The sequence below is a fragment of the Streptomyces griseorubiginosus genome (genome assembly GCF_017614965.1).
Taxonomy (GTDB): Bacteria; Actinomycetota; Actinomycetes; order Streptomycetales; family Streptomycetaceae; genus Streptomyces; species Streptomyces griseorubiginosus_B.
The window spans coordinates 1-18992 of the sequence record NZ_WVUG01000025.1 but is presented as its reverse complement, the minus strand read 5'-3'; the positions used below and the strand labels follow the sequence as shown (position 1 = coordinate 18992).

Sequence of the window (18992 nt, the reverse complement as noted above, 5' to 3'; positions counted from 1 at the left end):
GGGGGTCCCGCCCACAAACCGCGCTTCGCAGACCGGGCATCCCGGACATCGGGTCCGCCCCGCGGCCTCGGCATAGGGTGGGCGTCCATGACATGGCTGATCACAGGCGGGGCGGGATACATCGGGGCCCATGTGGCGCGGGCGATGGCCGGGGCCGGGGACACGGTCGTCGCCCTCGACGACCTCTCGGCCGGGTACCCCGGGCGACTGCCGGCCCACGTCCCGCTCGTCGAGGGGTCGGCGCACGAACCCGCCCTGCTCAAGCGGGTGTTCGCCGAGTACGACGTGACGGGCGTCGTCCATCTCGCCGCGCGCAAGCAGGTCGCCGAGTCGGTGGCGCGGCCCACCCGCTACTACGAGGAGAACGTCGGCGGACTCGCGAGGCTCCTGGAGGCGACCGCGGAGGCGGGGATCAGCCGGTTCGTCTTCTCCTCCTCGGCGGCCGTGTACGGGGACCCGGACGTGGAGCTGATCACGGAGGACACCCCGTGCGCCCCGGTGAACCCCTACGGCGAGACCAAGCTCACCGGCGAGTGGCTGGTGCGGGCGGCGGGCCGGGCGCACGGCATCGCGACGGTGTGCCTGCGCTACTTCAACGTCGCGGGGTCCGCCGCGCCCGAGCTGGCCGACACGGGTGTCTTCAACATCGTGCCGATGGTCTTCGACCGGCTCACCCGTGACGAGGCCCCGCGGATCTTCGGCGCCGACTACCCGACACCGGACGGCACCTGCGTCCGCGACTACATCCATGTCGCCGACCTCGCCGAGGCGCATCTGACCGCGGCACACCGCCTGGAGGCGGGCGCGAGCGGCGATCTGACGGTCAACATCGGTCGCGGCGAGGGCGTTTCCGTGCGCGAGCTGATCACGGTCATCGGCGAGGTGACCGGCGACGACCGCGCCCCGGTGGTCGAGGGCCGCCGCCCCGGTGACGCCCCGCGCGCCGTCGCCTCCGCCGCGCGGGCCGCCCGGGAACTGGGCTGGACGGCCCGACTCGGGGTGCGGGAGATGGTGGAGTCCGCCTGGCGGGGCTGGCAGCACCACCACGGCGCGTGAACCGGCCTGCGGCCTGTCCGCGCCGCACCTCCCGGCGGGAACCGGGCGACCCTGCGGAACACGAGGCGCGGCTGTGCCACTGAGGCCGGTGGTGCGCCCCCGGAGCGGAACGCAGCCGTCCGGCGCGCACGCGCGTCCTTAAGCCCCACAGCCCCACCCCGGACGGTTCCCCGCCGACCGCACCGGGCACGATCACCTACCGGGCCCCTCGTCCGGCGTCGACCGGTGACGGCCGTGGCCCGCGGAGCGCGCGGGACATGCGGGCGTGCCGGGAAGTGCCGGGAGTGCCGGATTCGTGCGGCACACTTGGGGCGCGAAGACCGATGCGAAGGATGGGTATGCCGATCACACCTGCCACCGCGACGCACAGTCCGTCGAACGGCACCGCAGACGCGATTTTGCTGGAACTGGTCGACGAGGACGGCGTCACGATCGGCACCGCGGAGAAGCTCGCCGCCCACCAGCCACCGGGCCGGCTGCACCGCGCCTTCTCCGTCTTCCTCTTCGACGAGCACGGCCGGCTGCTGCTGCAGCGGCGGGCGCTCGGCAAGTACCACTCCCCCGGTGTGTGGTCCAACACCTGCTGCGGCCACCCCTACCCCGGAGAGGCGCCCTTCGCGGCGGCGGCCCGGCGGACGTTCGAGGAGCTGGGGGTCTCCCCGTCGCTGCTCGCCGAGGCGGGCACGGTGCGCTACAACCACCCGGACCCGGACTCGGGGCTGGTCGAGCAGGAGTACAACCACCTGTTCGTCGGCATGGTGCAGTCCCCGTTGCGGCCCGATCCGGAGGAGGTCGGCGAGACCGCCTTCGTGACCCCCGCCGAGCTGGCCGAACGGCATGCCAAGGACACCTTCTCGTCCTGGTTCATGACCGTGCTCGACGCGGCCCGCCCGGCGATCAGGGAGCTGACGGGCCCGTCGGCCGGCTGGTGACCCCCGTCAGGGCACCCGCGCGGGCTTGAGCGGCAGGGCGGCCCAGATCACCTTGCCGCCGCCCGCCGTGTGCTCGACGTCGCACACCCCGCCCGCCTCCCGGGCGATCTCGCGTACCAGCAGCAGACCCCGGCCACCGGTCTGCCCGTGGTCCGCCTCCAGGGCGGTGGGACGGTAGGGATGGTTGTCCTCCACGGACACCCGCACCCACTCGGCCCCGACGGCGACCTCCACGGCGAGCACCGGCGACAGCAGCGCCGCGTGTTTGACGGCGTTCGTGACCAGCTCCGAGACGATGAGCAGCAGACCGTGCGCCAGGTCGTCGGAGACGGGTACGCCCTGGCGGTGCAGCAGGTCCCGCACGGCGTGCCGGGCCTGCGGGACCGAGGCGTCCACGGCGGGGGCGGTGAACCGCCAGACGCCCTCGTAGGGCAGCGGATCCGGTGGCTTCGGACCGGACCCGCCCCCGTGGTTCTCCATCGTCCGGTCGCCACCCTCGCGCTCGATTGTCACCACACGTCGAGTGTTGGTAACGAAGCGCATCGCTCCCGAGGACTGAACAGAAGTCAGCGACTATCGAGCGTTCGTGACCGTCCACGCACGAGCAGGTCGACTGTGGGACCGTTCTTGTCCCACCAGGTGTCGTAACTCTCGCCGATCCCTTCTTGATCACGCCCACGACGCGGCGGTTAGCATCCGGCCATGGAGCCCCAGCTGCTGCACACCGTCGCCGACGCGGTCGCCACGGTCGTCATCCGTCATCCGGCGAAGCGCAACGCCATGACGGCCGCGATGTGGGCGGCCCTGCCGCCGCTGCTCGACACCCTCGCCGCCGACCCGGAGGTCCGTGCGCTGGTGCTGACGGGAGAGGGCGGGACGTTCTGCGCCGGGGCCGACATCTCCACGCTGCGGGAGTCGCCGGAGGAGGCGCAGCGGCTCGCGGTGCGGGCGGAGGAGGCCCTGGCGGCCTTTCCCAAACCGACGCTGGCCGCGATCCGCGGGCACTGCGTGGGCGGCGGGGCCCAGCTGGCGGGCGCCTGCGATCTGCGGTTCGCCATGGAGGGCGCGCTGTTCGGGGTGACGCCGGCCAAGCTCGGGATCGTGTATCCGGCCTCCTCCACCCGGCGGTTGGTGTCGCTGGTGGGGCCGGCGACCGCCAAGTACCTGTTGTTCTCCGGTGAGTTGATCGACACCGACCGGGCGCTGCGCACCGGCCTGGTGGACGAGGTGCTGCCCGAGGGCGAACTCGCCAAGCGGGTCGCGGAGTTCACCCGGATCCTGGTCTCCCGCTCGCAGCTGACGCAGGCCGCGGCGAAGGAGTTCGTCGGCGGGCGGACCGACCGGGACGCGCACTGGCGCGAGCAGGCCCGCGCCGGCGGCGACACCGAGGAGGGGGTCGCCGCGTTCCTGGAACGCCGTCAGCCGCGCTTCACGTGGTCGGCTCCTGGCCGAGGATGAACCGGCTGCGCGAGCGCATGAGTTCGACGACGTCCGCGGGCGCCTTGTGCGGGGATCCCGCGTCGTAGGGCGGCTGCGGGTCGTACTCGATCCCGAGCTGCACGGCCTGCGCGACGAAGTCACCGGCGACCCGGCCCAGCAGGGCGAGGCCCATGTCGATGCCGGAGGAGACCCCGGCCGCGGTGACGTACTTGCCGTCTACCACCACCCGCTGCTCCGTCGGCTCGGCGCCGAGCCGCTTCAGCTCGTCCAGGGCGAGCCAGTGCGAGGTCGCGCGGCGCCCGCCCAGCAGGCCCGCGGCGGCGAGCAGCAGGGAGCCGGTGCACACGGACGTGGTCCAGGTGCTGGTGGCGTCGGCGGCGCGGATCCAGTCCAGCAGGGCCGCGTTCTCCATCTGCGGGCTCTGCCCCGGCCCGCCCGGGACGACCACGACGTCGGGGGCCGGTACGTCGGCGAGCGTCCTGTCGGCGGTCAGCGCGAGCGTGCCGTTGTCGGTGCGTACGGGGCCGCACCGCTCGGCGACGAAGAGCAGTTCCGCGTCGGGGAGCCGGCCGAGGGTCTCGTAGGGGCCGACGGCGTCGAGGGCGGTGAAGCGGTCGTAGAGGACGATGGCGATCTGCATCGGGAGCCTTTCAGCCGGCGGGTACGGGACGGAAGCGGCGGCGGTACTCCGCGGGCGCCGTGCCGAGGGTTCTGACGAAGGCGCGGCGCATGGCCTCGGAGGTGCCGTAGCCGCAGGCGCGGGAGATCTCCTCGACCCCGTCGGAGGTGTCCTCCAGCAGGCGCCGGGCGTGTTCCAGCCGGACCCGGTCGACATAGCGTCCCGGTGTCATGCCGGTCTCGGCCTGGAAGGCGCGGGCGAAGTGGCGCGGCGACAGGCTCGCGCGGGCCGCGAGGGCTTCGACGCCGAGGTCGCCGTCGGGGTGCTCGGTGATGAACTGCTGGACCTCCCGCAGGGGTTCACGACGGGCCGTCTGCGCGGCGAGCTGGGCGCTGAACTGGGCCTGGTTGCCCGGCCTGCGCAGGAAGACGACCAGGTGCCGGGCGATGGACAAGGCGGTCTCCCGGCCGGTGTCCTCCTCGACCAGCGCGAGGGCCAGGTCGATGCCGGAGGTGACGCCGGCGGAGGTGGCAAGGTGTCCGTCGCGGATGTAGATGGGGTCGGGGTCGACCTCGACGGCCGGGTGGTCACGCGCGAGCCTCCCGCACACCGACCAGTGGGTGGTCACCCGGCGGCCGTCCAGCAGGCCGGCCCCGGCCAGCAGCAGCGCGCCCGTGCACACGGACACCAGCCGCTCGGCCCGCGGGCCGTGCTCGCGCAGCCAGTCCACCACCCGTGGATCGGGGTCGCGGGTGCCCGCACCGCCCGGGACCAGCAGGGTGTGCGCGGCGGGGGCGTCGGCGAAGGAGTGGTCCGGTACGAGCGTGAGCCCGCTGGAGGTCCGCACGGCCCGGCCGTCGGCACTGACGGTGCGGATCCGGTACGTGCCCGGGCGATGCAGTTCGGCGCCGTTGAAGACCTCCACCGGGCCGCTGACGTCGAGGCTCTGCACGTCGTCGAAGAGAACGACCAGGACGGTTCGCATACCGTCCATCCTTGGGCGCCCCTGCGATGGCCGCAACGACGAGCACCCCACCTTTCCTGCCATCCCGTGGGGCGGGCCGCGGAAGCTGGGTACCCGCATCCCTCCGGCCGTGGCGGCCGGGAGAGGAAAGGGGAAGTTCCGTGTTCCGTGCGATAGCCGACGTACTGCGCCAGATCGGTGGCGCGATCGCCACCGTCGTGACGCTGCCCTTCCGGGCCCTGGCCCGGCTCTTCGGCGGGGCCTCGGGCTCCGCGCGGGGGCACCGGGCCTGATCCCGCCCGCCGCGGCCCGCCGCGTGCCGCCCTGATCCCCGACTGTCGGTGCCACCTGCCACAATTGCGGCGCAACCTCAGTGAGAAGGCGGTACGGGATCGTGACGACACCCGGGTCTGCGGCAGCAGGGTCCATCGAAGGCAGGATCGCCGAGGAGCTCGGCGTACGGGAGCGGCAGGTCAGGGCCGCCGTCGAACTGCTCGACGGCGGTTCGACGGTGCCCTTCATCGCCCGCTACCGCAAGGAAGCGACCGAGATGCTCGACGACGCGCAGCTGCGCACGATCGAGGAGCGGCTGCGCTATCTGCGGGAGCTGGAGGAACGGCGGACGGCGATCCTGGACTCGGTGCGTGAGCAGGGCAAGCTCACCCCCGAACTGGAGGCGCAGATCCGGGCCGCCGAGACCAAGGCGCGCCTGGAGGACATCTACCTGCCCTTCAAGCCCAAGCGGCGCACCAAGGCGCAGATCGCGCGCGAGGCTGGCCTGGAGCCGCTCGCCGAGGGGCTGCTGGCGGACCCGACGGTGGAACCCCTCGCCGCCGCGGCCGCGTTCGTCGACGCCGACAAGGGCGTCGCCGACCCGCAGGCCGCCCTCGACGGCGCGCGGGCGATCCTCACCGAGCGGTTCGCGGAGGACGCCGACCTGATCGGTGAGCTGCGCGAGCGGATGTGGGTGCGCGGGCGGCTGGCGGCGAAGGTGCGGGAGGGCAAGGAGGAGGCGGGCGCCAAGTTCGCCGACTACTTCGACTTCGCCGAGCCGTTCACCGAGCTGCCCTCGCACCGCGTCCTCGCGATGCTGCGCGGCGAGAAGGAGGAGATCCTCGACCTCGTCCTGGAGCCGGAGGAGCCGACGGACGGGCCCTCGTCGTACGAGGCGATCGTCGCCTCGCGGTTCGGGATCGCCGAGCGGGGCCGGCCGGCCGACAAGTGGCTGATCGACACGGTCCGCTGGGCCTGGCGGACCCGCATCCTGGTGCACCTCGGCATCGACCTGAGGCTGCGGCTGCGGACGGCCGCCGAGGACGAGGCCGTCCAGGTGTTCGCCGCCAACCTCCGCGACCTGCTGCTCGCCGCCCCGGCCGGCACGCGCGCGACGCTGGGCCTGGACCCGGGTTTCCGTACGGGTGTGAAGGTCGCCGTGGTCGACGCGACCGGGAAGGTCGTCGCGACCGACGTCATCCACCCGCATGTCCCGGCCAACAAGTGGGACGAGGCGATCGCCAGGCTCGCCCGCCTCGCCAAGGAGCACGCGGTCGAGCTGATCGCGATCGGCAACGGCACCGCCTCCCGCGAGACCGACAAGCTCGCGGGTGAACTCATCACCAGGCACCCGGAGTTGAAGCTCACCAAGGTGATGGTCTCCGAGGCCGGCGCCTCGGTGTACTCGGCGTCCGCGTTCGCCTCGCAGGAACTGCCCGACATGGACGTGTCGCTGCGCGGCGCGGTGTCCATCGCGCGCCGGCTGCAGGACCCGCTCGCCGAACTGGTGAAGATCGACCCGAAGTCGATCGGTGTCGGCCAGTACCAGCACGACCTGTCCGAGGTGAAGCTCTCGCGCTCGCTGGACGCGGTGGTGGAGGACTGTGTGAACGGCGTCGGCGTGGACGTCAACACGGCGTCGGCCCCGCTGCTCGCCCGGGTCTCCGGCATCACCTCCGGGCTCGCCGAGAACATCGTGGCCCACCGGGACGCCAACGGGCCGTTCAAGTCCCGCACCCAGCTCAAGGGCGTCGCGCGGCTCGGTCCCAAGGCGTACGAGCAGTGCGCGGGCTTCCTGCGGATCCGGGGCGGCGACGACCCGCTGGACGCGTCCAGCGTGCACCCGGAGGCGTATCCGGTGGTGCGGCGCATGGTGAAGACGTCCGGACAGGAGGTGGCCTCGCTCATCGGCAACACGGGCGTGCTGCGCTCGCTGCGGCCGGGGGACTTCGTGGACGAGACGTTCGGGCTGCCGACGGTCACGGACATCCTCAAGGAGCTGGAGAAGCCGGGGCGTGACCCGCGGCCCGCCTTCAAGACGGCCACCTTCAAGGAGGGCGTCGAGAAGATCTCCGACCTGTCGTCCGGGATGGTGCTGGAGGGCGTGGTCACCAATGTGGCGGCCTTCGGTGCCTTCGTCGACGTGGGTGTGCACCAGGACGGGCTGGTGCACGTCTCCGCGATGTCGAAGAACTTCGTGAAGGACCCGCGCGAGGTGGTCAAGCCCGGGGACATCGTCAAGGTGAAGGTGCTGGACGTCGACATCCCGCGCAAGCGGATCTCGCTCACCCTGCGGCTGGACGACGAGCCGGCCGCGCAGGGCGGCCGGCAGGGCGACGGGGGTGAGCGTCGCCAGCGGGGCGGGCGTCCGCCCCAGCAGCGCCAGCAGGGACGCGGCGCGGGCACCGGCGGTTCTCGTCAGGCACCGCCGCCGGCCAACAGCGCGATGGCGGACGCCCTGCGCAAGGCGGGTCTGCTCGATCCCAAGAAGCGGTAGCCGAAGGGTTCGTGACCGTGATGTCCGCTTCACGTGCCATCACCTGGGAAGTGGCCGGCAGCCGGGGCTACGAGACCGCCTGGGTCGACTTCGGGGACGGTGAACTGCGGGCCCGTGGGCGGGCCGTGGGCACCGTTCCGGAGCCGTACTGGGTGACGTACGAGCTGGAGACCGGCGCGCGGTTCGTGACGCGCCGGCTGCGGGTGACGGCGGAGACGGAGGCGGGGGCGCGGACCCTGGATCTGGTCCACGACGGGCACGGGCGGTGGACGGCGGACGGCGAACCGCTGCCCGGTGTCGACGGCGCGCTCGACTGCGACCTGGGGCTGTGCCCGCTCACCAACACCATGCCGGTGCTGCGGCACGGCCTCCATCTGGAGCCCGGGGAGCGGGAGTTGCTGATGGCGTGGGTGTCGGTGCCGGGACTGGTCGTACGGCCGTCGCCGCAGACGTACACCCACCTGGGCCGGACCGACGGCGGTGGGCACGTCCGCTTCGCCTCCGGTGACTTCCGCAGCGATCTGGAGTTCGACGCGGACGGCTGTGTCGTCGACTATCCGGGGCTGGCCCGGCGACTGCGCGCGGGCGCCTGAGCGGGCGAGGCCCGCCCGTTGCCGCTCAGCTCCCCGCGGGGGGCTGGGCGGTTCCGTTCATCCGGGCGCGGTTCTCCGCGAGCAGTTCCTGGACCCGGCGTTCGACCTCCACCGGGTCCACCCCCAGCGCACGGCCCATGTGCACGGACCAGACCTCCGAGCGGACGTTGGTCTCGAAGTCGAGGTCGGCGCGGACGTTCTCGCGGGCGGCCTGGCGGTTCTGGCTCACCATGACGAAGGTGGACAGGAAGATAGCCTCCAGACTGACGATCATGGTGAGCAGGCCGAAGGGGTACGGGTCCCAGACGGCCCCCTTGCCGAACGCCCCCTCGTTGCAGACGATCCACACCGCGAACCACGCGGCGTGCAGATAGACGAAGGTCATGGTGCCGGCGAACGCGGTGATCGCGTCCGCGACGCGGTCCTGGGTGCCGCGCATCCGCGCGACGACGACCTGTTCGTGCTTGATCCGCACCGCCGGCCGCTTCGCCGAAGTGCCCATGGCCTCTCCCTGACTCGAGACGCTAGCGTTCGGTGACCTTGCCCGCCGACACGTCCAGGCGGCGGGTGACACGCACCGCGTCCAGCATGCGGCGGTCGTGGGTGACCAGGAGCAGGGTGCCCTCGTAGGAGTCGAGGGCGGACTCCAGTTGCTCGATGGCCGGCAGGTCGAGGTGGTTGGTCGGCTCGTCCAGGACGAGGAGGTTGACGCCCCGGCCCTGCAGCAACGCCAGGGCGGCGCGCGTGCGTTCACCCGGTGACAGGGTCGCCGCCGGGCGCAGCACATGCTCCGCCTTGAGGCCGAACTTGGCGAGGAGGGTGCGTACCTCGACCGGTTCGGTGTCGGGGACCGCGGTGGAGAACGCGTCCAGCAGGGACTGTGTGCCGTGGAACAGCCGGCGGGCCTGGTCGACCTCGCCGACCAGGACGCCGGAGCCGAGGGCGGCCGCGCCGGCGTCCAGGGGGACGCGGCCCAGCAGGGCGCCGAGGAGGGTGGACTTGCCGGCGCCGTTCGCGCCGGTCACCGCGACCCGGTCGGCCCAGTCGATCTGCAGGGAGACCGGCCCGAAGGTGAAGTCGCCGCGCCGTACCTCGGCGTCCCGCAGGGTGGCCACGACGGACCCCGAGCGCGGGGCCGACGCGATCTCCATGCGCAGCTCCCACTCCTTGCGGGGCTCCTCGACGACCTCGAGGCGTTCGATCATCCGCTGGGTCTGGCGGGCCTTCGCGGCCTGCTTCTCGCTGGCCTCGCTGCGGAACTTGCGGCCGATCTTGTCGTTGTCGTTGCCCGCCTTGCGGCGCGCGTTCTTCACGCCCTTGTCCATCCAGGAGCGCTGCATCTGGGCCCGGTCCTGGAGGGCGGCGCGCTTGTCGGCGTACTCCTCGTAGTCCTCGCGGGCGTGCCGGCGGGCGACGTCCCGCTCCTCCAGATAGGCCTCGTAGCCGCCGCCGAAGAGGTTGATCTGCCGCTGCGCGAGGTCGAGTTCGAGGACCTTGGTGACCGTGCGGGTGAGGAACTCGCGGTCGTGGCTGACGACGACGGTGCCGGCGCGCAGGCGCGAGACGAAGCGTTCGAGGCGTTCCAGGCCGTCCAGGTCGAGGTCGTTGGTGGGCTCGTCGAGGAGGAAGACGTCGTAGCGGGACAGCAGGAGGGAGGCGAGGCCCGCCCGGGCCGCCTGGCCGCCGGACAGGGAGGTCATCGGCTGGTCCAGGTCGACGGCGAGGCCCAGTGAGTCGGCGACCTCCTCGGCCCGCTCCTCCAGGTCGGCGCCGCCGAGGTTCAGCCAGCGGTCCAGGCTCGTCGCGTAGGCGTCGTCGGCGCCGGGCGCCCCCTCCACCAGGGCCTGGGTGGCCTCGTCCATCACGCGCTGGGCCTCGGCGACTCCGGTACGGCGGGCGAGGAAGGCGCGGACGGTCTCGCCGGGCCGCCGCTCCGGCTCCTGCGGAAGATGCCCCACGGTCGCCGTCGGCGGGGACAGCCGCAGCTCGCCCTGCTCGGGTGCGAGCAGCCCCGCGAGCATCCTGAGCAGCGTGGACTTGCCCGCTCCGTTGGCACCGACCAGCCCGATCACGTCGCCGGGGGCCACGACGAGGTCGAGCCCGGAGAACAGGGAGCGGTCACCGTGCCCGGCGGCGAGGTTCTTGGCGACGAGAGTGGCGGTCACAGGGGGCGATCCTAGTCGGCGGGCGTCCCTGGGCGCTTCGCGCCCCGATGGGGCGCGGGACTGCGTCCGCCATGCGGCAGCCCTTCCCGGCGCACCCGGCGGAGCGTTACCGCGTCACCGCCTCCACCAGCACGCTCCCCGTCGTCCGTGCCACCACGAAGGACTCCCCTCGCACCGCCTTGGCGTCCAGGGCGATGCGGTGCCGGCCCGGTTCGAGGATGCCGTCGAAGACCTCCCGGACGTGGGAGCGGTAGAGGCGGTCCAGGCGGTACGCGGTGAGGCGGACCCGGCAGGGGGAGGTGACCTCGACGCCCGCCTCGCCGTCGGCGGCGACCAGCCGGGTCAGCCTGCGCTGTTCCACCGGCCTGCGGTCCAGGGCGTTCTCGATCTGGGCGACCAGGAGCGGGATGATCGGGGCGAGGCCGTCGACATAGGCGACCTGGACACCGGCCTGCTCGAAGGCGCGGCGCACGGCGGCCCGTTCCTCCTGGGTGACCGCGCGGCCGAAGGCTACGGCTCCGTAGGACCGCAGTTCGTCGGCGTGGACGTCGGTCGCGTCATGGGCGATGTCGGCGCCGATGCCGATGGTGCGCAGGGCCGCCGCGAGTCTGGCCAGTACGGCGACGCGGGCGCCGATGAGCAGGACGCGGCGCCGCCCGCCCTGTGCCTCGGCGGCGAGCAGGGCCTGCCGGTACTCGGCGCCCCGGAACCGGAACGGCCCTATGCCGTGGTAGCCGTTGAGCTCCAGGTCGGCGTGCTCGTCGGTCTGCCAGGCGAAGTCCCGCCAGACATAGTCCTCGCCGTCCCGGTCGATGACCGCGGTGACGGCACCGCAGGCCAGGTCGGCACACTCGGGGCAGCCGTAGATGACGTGCCGGCCGCCCGGAAGCGGGGCCTGAGCCTCCAGCAGCAGACCGCGGACCTGTTCGGTGAAGATGGCGGGCGGGATGTCGGAGGCGAGCGGGGAGACGGCGTCGAGGTCGGAGAGCCGGAACAGCAGCGGGCGTCCGTCGACGAGGAAGTCCACGAAGTCCCGGTGCACCTGGTAGTCACCGTTGGCGAGGACGTCACCGGCACGCATCGCCGGTGCCAGGCCGAAGGTCGCGTACTCGGCAGACATGCTGTGAGTATTCCCACCCCGGAGGCACTCCGCGCACGGCATGGGACATTCCGCTACCGCGGGTGGGGAGGCGCGTGTGGCAGGCGGCCGGAGCTGTGGCCCCGGCCGCCTGACGCTCGCTCAGCCGCCTTGGCCCGCGGGGCCGGGAACGCGGTGCGTGCCGCTCGGCCCTCGTACGCCGTCCAGGCGCCGGGGTGACGCGGTCGCCGACGCCTTGCCCGAGGCGGCCCGGGCGAAGGCCGCCGCGCCGCCGACGAGCATGACACGGGCCGAGGTGCGGGACAGGTCCAGGGTGAGGGTCGGCTTGTCGGCCGGCGGGTCGATGAGGTCCTTGTCGGTGCCCGCGACGATCAGCGCGAGACGGTGACCGGCCGGGACGACATGGTCGGTGGCCGCGAGGTCCAGGGTGATCGTGTACGCCCTGCCCGGGGTGAGCGGGACGCCCTTGCGGTCGGAGGCGTAGTTGCCGAGGTCCGCCCAGCCGCGGCTGAACACGGTGTAGTCGACGCTCGCCGTCTTGGCCGCGGTGCTCCGGAAGCAGGCGCTGTCGCCCGAGGTGCTCGCGCCCCAGCAGGAGCGGTCGGTGAGGGTGGTGATGCCCTCGGCGGCGTCCGCGTAGTCCCGGACGGTGTCGGGGCCGAGGTCCACCAGGACGGCGGAGAGGTGGGCCGTCGGGGTGGTCGGGGTCGCGGTGACCGTCACCTTCGAGGAGCCGGACAGACGCAGGTCGCGCGTGAGGGGCTTGGTGATGAAACCGGCCTTGTCGGGGGTCGTCTTGTCGATCTGGGCCGCCCAGTCGGTCTCGCTCAGCTGGGGGTTGTCGGTGAAGGTCGCCGTGCCGGAGCCGCGGGTCAGACCGAGGGCGCCCACGCCCGGCTGGGTTCCGGCGGCCGGGCGCAGGGTCGCGGTGGCGGTGCCCCGCGGCGGCCAGATGGTGGAGGTGACCCACTGGTCGGGGTGGCGCTCGATGTCGGCCATCGGCTCACGGTCGACGCCGTTGTCGTAGCCGAGGAGTTCGTGGTCGAACCAGCGGTGCAGGGTGTCGACCCAGGCGCCGCGCCGGTAGTCGAAGGGGTCGACGTGGCCGGTCTGGGAGAGCCAGATCTTGCGCTCGACGCCGCGCTTGGCCAGCGCGTCCCACCACTGCCCGAAGTGCTTGGTGCGGACGTTGAGGTCCTGCATGCCGTGCACCAGGAAGACGCTCGCCCTCACCTTGCCGGCGTCCTTGACGTAGTCCCGCTCGGTCCAGAAGGGGGTCCAGTCGCCGGTGCGCGGGGCCCCGGCGACGATCCTCTGCTGGACGGCGGCGCACTGGGCGCGGGCGCCCGGGCTCTCGACGTAGTCGGAGAGCCAGTCGGGTCCGGAGTCGTACAGCGGGGCGCCCTTGGCGAAGTAGTAGTCGTACCAGGAGGAGATGGCGCTGATCGGGACGATGGTCTTCAGGCCCTTGACGCCGGTGGCCGCGACGCCGTTGGCGATGGTGCCGTCCCAGCTCTTGCCGATCATGCCGGTCCGGCCATTGGTCCAGTTCGCCGTGGCGCGGACGGTTCCGGTGCGCGTCGTGTACGCCCTGGCCCGGCCGTTCAGCCAGTCGACGACGGCCTTCGCGGACTGGATGTCGCTGCGGCCGCCGACGTCCACGCAGCCGTCGGAGCGGTTGGTGCCGGCGAGGTCGACACCGACGAAGGCGTAGCCGCGCGGGACGAAGTAGTTGTCGTAGAAGAGCGGCATCTGGACGACGTCGCCGTTCGCGTCGTAGGTCTTCTTCTGGCTCTCGTTGCCCCGGCCGCAGCAGGAGTAGTAGGGGCTGGCGTCCATGATGACCGGGACCCGGCGGTGGTGCTGGGCGGGTTCGCGGGGGCGGACGATGTCCACGGCCACGCGGTCGGTCTTCCCGTCGCCGTCCGCGTCGAGGCCGGTGTCCACCCATACGGCCTCGCGGATGGCGTTCGCGTAGGAGTAGACGGGTTGGCTCTCCCGTGGGGCCGCGTGGGCCGCCGCCGGGGTGAGGAAGGCTGCCATCAGGACGGCGATGGCCGCCGTCGCGAGCGGTCTCCAGGTCGTGAAGCGCGTGCGTGTCGGCATGCGCGGGACGTTACATCGGTCAACTCCCGTGCAGAAGAGGGCAGTAGACGGCCAGATGGGGCGGGTGTGGCCGGATGACGCCCCTGGCGCGGCGCCGCGCGTGACGGCCGAATGGCGATCGTGTGACACATGTGGCCATGGACATGCTCAGCCCCACAGGGACTCAATAGGCTCCGCACATCCGAACAGACCCATGTGCCCCTACCACTTGGAGCTTTCGTGCACCGCAGAATCATCGCGCCGGGCGCCCTCGCCGCCGCCACCCTGATGCTGGCGATCCCGGCGTCGGCCGCGAGCCACACCCCCGGCGCTCCGGGCATCGGCGATCCCTACTACCCGGCCTACGGCAACGGCGGATACGACGTCTCCCACTACGACCTGCGCCTGCAGTACCAGCCCGCCACCGACGAGTTGGAGGGCACGGCGACGATCCTCGCGAGGACCACGCAGGACCTGTCGAGCTTCGACCTGGACTTCCTGCTGGACGTCAGCGAGGTGCGGGTCAACGGCGCGAAGGCCTCCTTCACCACCTCGGGCCAGCACGAGCTGGTGATCACGCCGAAGACGCCGCTGGACAAGGGCACGTCGATCACCGTGGTCGTGCGCTACAGCGGGGTGCCGTCGACGAAGAGCGCGTACGGCTTCAACACCTGGCACCGGACGCCGGACGGGGCGGTCGCCGCGGACGAGCCCGAGGCGGCCTGGTGGTGGTACCCGAGCAACGACCACCCGCTCGACAAGGCGACGTACGACGTGTCGGTGGCGGTGCCGGACGGGACGCAGGTCATCTCCAACGGGCTGCTGCAGTCGACGAGTTCGAAGCTCGGCTGGACGCGGTACAACTGGCGGGAGAACAAGCCGCAGGCGACGTACCTCACCACGCTGGCGATCGGGAAGTTCGACATCACGACGAGCACCTCCGAGGGCGGGGTGCCGGTCGTCAACGCCTACAGCAAGGACCTCGGCGACAACGACGGGGCCGCGCGGGCGAGCGTGGAGCGCACCGGGGAGCTCGTCGACTGGCTGAGCGGCTATTTCGGGCCGTATCCGTTCAGTTCGGCGGGCGGGTACGTGCCCAACACGACCACCGGGTACGCGCTGGAGACGCAGACGCGCGTGTACTACAGCCCGAAGCAGTTCGCGAACGGCTCCAACACGTCCGTGGTCGTCCATGAGTTGGCGCACCAGTGGTACGGGGACAGCGTGTCGCTCAAGGGCTGGAAGGACATCTGGATCAACGAGGGGTTCGCGCGGTACGCGCAGTGGCTGTGGTCCGAGCACGAGGGTGAGGGGACGACGCAGCAACTGGCCGACTACGTCTACGACTCGCATCCGGCCGGCGACGCGTTCTGGACCGTCAAGCCGGGGGATCCGGGGCCGGACGACCAGTTCGACATCGCTGTCTACGACCGGGGGGCGCTGGCGATCCAGGCGTTGCGGAACGCGGTCGGTGACGATGCGTTCTTCGCCGTTCTGAAGGGGTGGCCCCGGGAGCACGCGTACGGCAACGCTTCCGTGGCCGACTTCGAGGCGTATGCGGAGCGGGTGTCGGGGAAGTCGCTGGGGGCGTTGTTCGACACGTGGCTGTTCCAGCCGTCCAAGCCGGCGGTGCGGGCGGCCACGGCCGTTTCGATCGCCCCGTCGGTCGCGACTGCTTCGCAGCCGAAGTCGTGGAAGAAGATCGCGGCTACGAACAGCGTGCACTGAGGGGGTGCCGGGTTCGGTTGTGTGGGGGCTGCGGGGCCGTTTGGGTTGGTCGCGCAGTTCCTCGCGCCCCTTACGGGGCGCTGTCGTACACGGTGACTTTGATGCCGCGTTTTGTCAGGCGCTCGGTGATCAGCGGCTCGATCCTTGACCACTTGCCGCCTGCCAGACCGCAGCCTATGCGGGGCATGTGGACGGAGGCGCCCAGCGCCAGGACCTTGTCGGCGAGTCTGCCGAGGGCCGAGTCGATGGCCTCATAGCGCACCGGGACGCCCTTGCTGCCGGTCCTGATTCCGCGCTGCCCGATCATGTTGGCGACCCACACATAGGGCTCGACCTGCACGAACTGAACCGCGCCCAGCCCGAAGTCGTTTCCCGCGCGGCCCCGGTGCCAGGCGCGGTAGGCGGCCTCGGGCTGCGGCCAGCGGCGGGACACGGCGAGCACGAATCCCTTGCCCCATCCCCCGATGTCGTTGCAGACATGGGCGATCACCTTGACGCCCCTGGCTGACGGAACGGTGGCGTCACCCCGGACGTAAGCGATCTCCGACATGGCGCCACCGTACGGCCCGGCACTGACAGCGGGCCGCTGGTTATCGCGTCGGCCGTTCGCTGTCCGCGGCGGCCTCGACGCGGTGGCGGACGGCGAACCAGCCCGCTGCCAGCATCGCTGCGATCAGCGGGATGAGGAGCAGGGTCTTGCGGCCCACCTCGGGGTCGTTCCACATCAGGGCGAGGACGGCGAGGAGGAAGGCGATCGTGGTGAGCTCCGTGACGGGGCTGCCGGGGAGGCGGAAGGACGGGCGGGTGAGCAGACCCGACCGGGCCCGGCGGACGAAGACCAGGTGGCAGATCATGATGATCACCCAGGTCGACACGATGCCCAGCGAGGCGACGTTCAGCACGATCTCGAAGGCCTGGCTCGGCACGAGGTAGTTGAGGCCGACGCCGAGCACGCACACCGCGCAGGTCAGCAGGATGCCGCCGTAGGGGACCTGGCTGCGGTTCATGCGGGCGGTGAACCTCGGCGCCGAGCCCGCCGTCGCCATCGAGCGCAGGATGCGGCCCGTGGAGTACAGACCGGAGTTCAGCGAGGACATCGCCGCCGTGAGGACGACGAGGTTCATCACGTCGCCCGCCGCCGGCACGCCGATCCTGGACAGGACGGTGCCGAAGGGACTCTCGTCGGCCGAGTAGACGGAGCCGGGGAGCAGCAGGGCGAGCAGGACGACCGAGCCCACGTAGAACAGGCCCACCCGCCACATGATCGAGTTCACCGCGCGCGGGACGACCTTCTCCGGCTCCGCCGTCTCGCCCGCGGCGACGCCGACCAGTTCCAGTGCGGCGTACGCGAAGATCACGCCCTGCATGACGAGCACCACCGGCATCACGCCGTGCGGGAGGACGCCGCCGTGGTCGGTGATCATGCCGACGCCGGGCGTGCGGCCGCCGACCTCGTGCCGGGTGGCCAGCAGGAAGACGCCGATCAGCATGAAACCGACGAGCGTGGCGACCTTGATGATCGCGAACCAGAACTCCATCTCGCCGAAGATCCTCACCGAGATCAGGTTCACGGCCAGGACCACCGCCAGCGCGGCCAGCGCGAGCGCCCACTGCGGGATGCTGGTGAACAGGCTCCAGTAGTGGGTGTAGAGCGCGATCGCGGTGATGTCGGCGATCCCGGTGGTGGACCAGTTCAGGAAGTACATCCAGCCGGCGACGTACGCGCCCTTCTCGCCGAGGAACTCACGCGCGTACGACACGAAGGAGCCGGAGGACGGGCGGTACAGGACCAGCTCGCCGAGGGCGCGGACCACGAAGAAGGCGAAGACGCCGCAGACGAGGTAGGCCAGCGCGAGCGCGGGTCCCGCGGTGTGGAGGCGGCCTCCGGCGCCGAGGAAGAGGCCGGTGCCGATCGCGCCGCCGATGGCGATCATGTTGACGTGGCGGGCCTTGAGGTCCTTGCTGTAGCCGGCGTCGCCCGCGTCCGCGGGCGCCTGGGCCGCGTCGGTGCGGGACCCGGCCGTTGCCGTGGTCACGGCGTCCTTGCTCACGGGGATCCACTCTCTGGTGCGTCCGAGCGGATCACGCTCGGCTGTCCGGACGTACGAGGCCGGCGCTCCCGGTGGGGCGCGGACCATCTCGCCGCCTTCCCAGGCGCCCGGCGCCCAAGCGATGGCATGGATCACATGGCGGCACTTCTCACAGGCCCCTCACGTCTCCGGCACAAGGTTTCGCAGCACTGGTGTGACAGCGATACTGCTGCACATGACGACCGACACCGGGGAGCCGACGCTCACCATCGACGAACTGGCCGCGCGGGCCGGCATCACGGTCCGCACGGTCCGGTTCTACAGCACCAAGGGCCTGCTCCCGCCCCCGGTGATCGGTCCGCGGCGGGTCGGCCACTACGGGCCGCAGCACGTGGCGCGGCTGGCGCTGATCGAGGAGCTGCAGCACCAGGGCATGACGCTGGCGGCGATCGAGCGCTACATGGAGCAGCTGCCGGCCGGCCTGAGCCATCACGACCTGGCGATCCACCGGGCGGTGGTGGCCTCCTGGGCTCCGGACACCGTGGAGACGGTGACGCCCGAGGAGCTGCGGCGCCGGGCGGGGCGGGCGCTGAGCGGGGACGAGGTCGAGCGGCTCGCCGCGATGGGCGTGGTACGGGCCGACGGGGACGCCTACCGCGTCGACTCCGGACTGCTGCGGCTCGGCGTGCAGCTGCTGGACGTGCCGCTGTCCGAGGAGGCGATCCTGGCGGCGCGCACGGTGCTGATCGAGCACTCGCGGGCGGCGGCGCACGAGTTGTCGCAGCTGTTCCGGGGCGAGGTGTCGGAGCGGGCCGAGGCGGACGTGAAGTCGCTGTCCGCGCACATGCAGCCGCTGGTGGTGCAGGCGCTGCTGACGACGTTCCAGCGCTCGCTGAAGGAAGAGGTGCTGGGCTGGCTCACGGACGCGCAGGACGGCCGGCCCGCCTGACCCGCGCGGGCCCGGTCACCTCACGCGGGCCCGATCACGTCCGCAGGGGTACGTCGACCAGCAGCGGGCCCGTCAACCCGCCCGCGCCCGCGACGAGTTCGCGCAGGTGATCGGCGCTGTCCGCCCGTACCGCGTCGACGCCGAAGAAGCGGGCCGCCTGGGTGAAGTCGAGGTGCCCCAGGTCGGTGCCCGGGCAGGGACCCTGGTGGCCCAACGCCTCGTAGGTCTCCTGCACGGTGCGGTACGCGCCGTTGCTCATGACGACGAAAAGGACGGGGGCGTTCTGGCGGGCCGCGCTCCACAGGCCCTGCAGGCCGAACAGGCTGGAGCCGTCGCCCAGGACGGCGACGACCGGGCGGCCGGGTTCGGCGAGGGCGCGGCCGACCGCGGCGCCGATGCCCCAGCCGAGCCCGCCGCCCACGGTGTGGGTGTAGCTGCCGGGCCGTTCGAGGCGGACGAGACGGCGGACCAACAGGCCGACGGTGATGGCCTCTTCGACGACCACGGCGTCGGCCGGGAGTCCGCGGGCCACGGCGTGGGCGGCGGCCAAGGGGGCGAGGGG

18 protein-coding genes are annotated in these 18992 nt (G+C 72.0%); 8 read left to right on the top strand and 10 right to left on the bottom strand.

Annotation, left to right across the window (positions count from 1 at the left end):
* Nucleotides 1–87: 87 nt before the first annotated feature.
* Nucleotides 88–1056, top strand: a complete 969-nt coding sequence (gene galE, locus GRC12_RS07695; RefSeq protein ID WP_208778405.1) for a UDP-glucose 4-epimerase GalE — start codon at nucleotides 88–90, stop codon at nucleotides 1054–1056.
* Between the two features lie 338 nt (nucleotides 1057–1394).
* Nucleotides 1395–1988, top strand: coding sequence for an isopentenyl-diphosphate Delta-isomerase (gene idi, locus GRC12_RS07690; RefSeq protein ID WP_208778403.1), 594 nt, complete (start codon nucleotides 1395–1397; stop codon nucleotides 1986–1988).
* A gap of 6 nt (nucleotides 1989–1994) precedes the next feature.
* On the opposite strand, the gene GRC12_RS07685 is transcribed toward idi, so the two are convergent.
* Nucleotides 1995–2468, bottom strand: a complete 474-nt coding sequence (locus GRC12_RS07685) for an ATP-binding protein (protein WP_208778439.1) — start codon at nucleotides 2466–2468, stop codon at nucleotides 1995–1997.
* A gap of 222 nt (nucleotides 2469–2690) precedes the next feature.
* Between GRC12_RS07685 and GRC12_RS07680 the strand changes: the two genes are divergently transcribed.
* On the top strand, nucleotides 2691–3446 hold the full coding sequence (locus GRC12_RS07680; RefSeq protein ID WP_208778401.1) for an enoyl-CoA hydratase/isomerase family protein: 756 nt from the start codon (nucleotides 2691–2693) through the stop codon (nucleotides 3444–3446).
* Here the strand turns inward: GRC12_RS07680 and GRC12_RS07675 are convergent.
* Nucleotides 3418–4068 (bottom strand): DJ-1/PfpI family protein, encoded by a 651-nt coding sequence (locus GRC12_RS07675; protein ID WP_208778399.1) that lies wholly within the window; start codon nucleotides 4066–4068, stop codon nucleotides 3418–3420. The genes GRC12_RS07680 and GRC12_RS07675 overlap by 29 nt on opposite strands.
* A 10-nt stretch (nucleotides 4069–4078) precedes the next feature.
* Complete coding sequence (locus GRC12_RS07670; RefSeq protein ID WP_208778397.1) at nucleotides 4079–5032, bottom strand: GlxA family transcriptional regulator; 954 nt, start codon at nucleotides 5030–5032, stop codon at nucleotides 4079–4081.
* A 140-nt stretch (nucleotides 5033–5172) separates the two neighbouring features.
* Here GRC12_RS07670 and GRC12_RS46365 point away from each other — a divergent pair, with 140 nt between their 5' ends.
* From GRC12_RS46365 to GRC12_RS07660, 3 genes are all read left to right on the top strand, one after another.
* On the top strand, nucleotides 5173–5304 hold the full coding sequence (locus GRC12_RS46365; protein ID WP_260844787.1) for an LPFR motif small protein: 132 nt from the start codon (nucleotides 5173–5175) through the stop codon (nucleotides 5302–5304).
* A 101-nt stretch (nucleotides 5305–5405) separates the two neighbouring features.
* Nucleotides 5406–7781 carry a Tex family protein gene (locus GRC12_RS07665; RefSeq protein ID WP_208778395.1) on the top strand — a complete coding sequence of 792 codons (2376 nt, stop codon included), beginning with the start codon at nucleotides 5406–5408 and terminating at the stop codon, nucleotides 7779–7781.
* Between the two features lie 20 nt (nucleotides 7782–7801).
* The gene (locus GRC12_RS07660; RefSeq protein WP_208778393.1) at nucleotides 7802–8374 is read left to right on the top strand and encodes a putative glycolipid-binding domain-containing protein; all 573 of its coding nucleotides are present in this window, start codon (nucleotides 7802–7804) and stop codon (nucleotides 8372–8374) included.
* A 25-nt stretch (nucleotides 8375–8399) separates the two neighbouring features.
* Here the strand turns inward: GRC12_RS07660 and GRC12_RS07655 are convergent, their stop codons facing one another.
* The 4 genes from GRC12_RS07655 to GRC12_RS07640 form a co-directional block, all read right to left on the bottom strand.
* Complete coding sequence (locus GRC12_RS07655) at nucleotides 8400–8876, bottom strand: DUF1003 domain-containing protein (protein WP_208778391.1); 477 nt, start codon at nucleotides 8874–8876, stop codon at nucleotides 8400–8402.
* Nucleotides 8877–8898: 22 nt separating this feature from the next.
* Nucleotides 8899–10539: an ABC-F family ATP-binding cassette domain-containing protein gene (locus GRC12_RS07650; protein WP_208778389.1), complete on the bottom strand. Its 1641-nt coding sequence runs from the start codon at nucleotides 10537–10539 to the stop codon at nucleotides 8899–8901.
* Between the two features lie 106 nt (nucleotides 10540–10645).
* On the bottom strand, nucleotides 10646–11659 hold the full coding sequence (locus tag GRC12_RS07645) for an oxidoreductase (protein WP_208778388.1): 1014 nt from the start codon (nucleotides 11657–11659) through the stop codon (nucleotides 10646–10648).
* 120 nt (nucleotides 11660–11779) lie between these two features.
* Nucleotides 11780–13744, bottom strand: coding sequence for a Xaa-Pro dipeptidyl-peptidase (locus tag GRC12_RS07640; RefSeq protein WP_208778386.1), 1965 nt, complete (start codon nucleotides 13742–13744; stop codon nucleotides 11780–11782).
* Nucleotides 13745–13963: 219 nt separating this feature from the next.
* Between GRC12_RS07640 and GRC12_RS07635 the strand changes: the two genes are divergently transcribed.
* Nucleotides 13964–15451, top strand: a complete 1488-nt coding sequence (locus GRC12_RS07635; protein ID WP_208778384.1) for a M1 family metallopeptidase — start codon at nucleotides 13964–13966, stop codon at nucleotides 15449–15451.
* Nucleotides 15452–15521: 70 nt separating this feature from the next.
* Here GRC12_RS07635 and GRC12_RS07630 read toward each other — a convergent pair whose 3' ends face one another.
* Complete coding sequence (locus GRC12_RS07630; protein ID WP_208778383.1) at nucleotides 15522–16001, bottom strand: macro domain-containing protein; 480 nt, start codon at nucleotides 15999–16001, stop codon at nucleotides 15522–15524.
* A 40-nt stretch (nucleotides 16002–16041) separates the two neighbouring features.
* Nucleotides 16042–17502 (bottom strand): amino acid permease, encoded by a 1461-nt coding sequence (locus GRC12_RS07625; protein ID WP_208778382.1) that lies wholly within the window; start codon nucleotides 17500–17502, stop codon nucleotides 16042–16044.
* A gap of 214 nt (nucleotides 17503–17716) precedes the next feature.
* On the opposite strand from GRC12_RS07625, the gene GRC12_RS07620 reads away from it, so the two are divergent.
* Nucleotides 17717–18430, top strand: coding sequence for a MerR family transcriptional regulator (locus tag GRC12_RS07620; RefSeq protein WP_208778381.1), 714 nt, complete (start codon nucleotides 17717–17719; stop codon nucleotides 18428–18430).
* Between the two features lie 34 nt (nucleotides 18431–18464).
* On the opposite strand, the gene GRC12_RS07615 is transcribed toward GRC12_RS07620, so the two are convergent.
* On the bottom strand, nucleotides 18465–18992 hold a 528-nt coding region (locus tag GRC12_RS07615), incomplete at its 5' end, for a thiamine pyrophosphate-dependent enzyme (protein ID WP_244372269.1).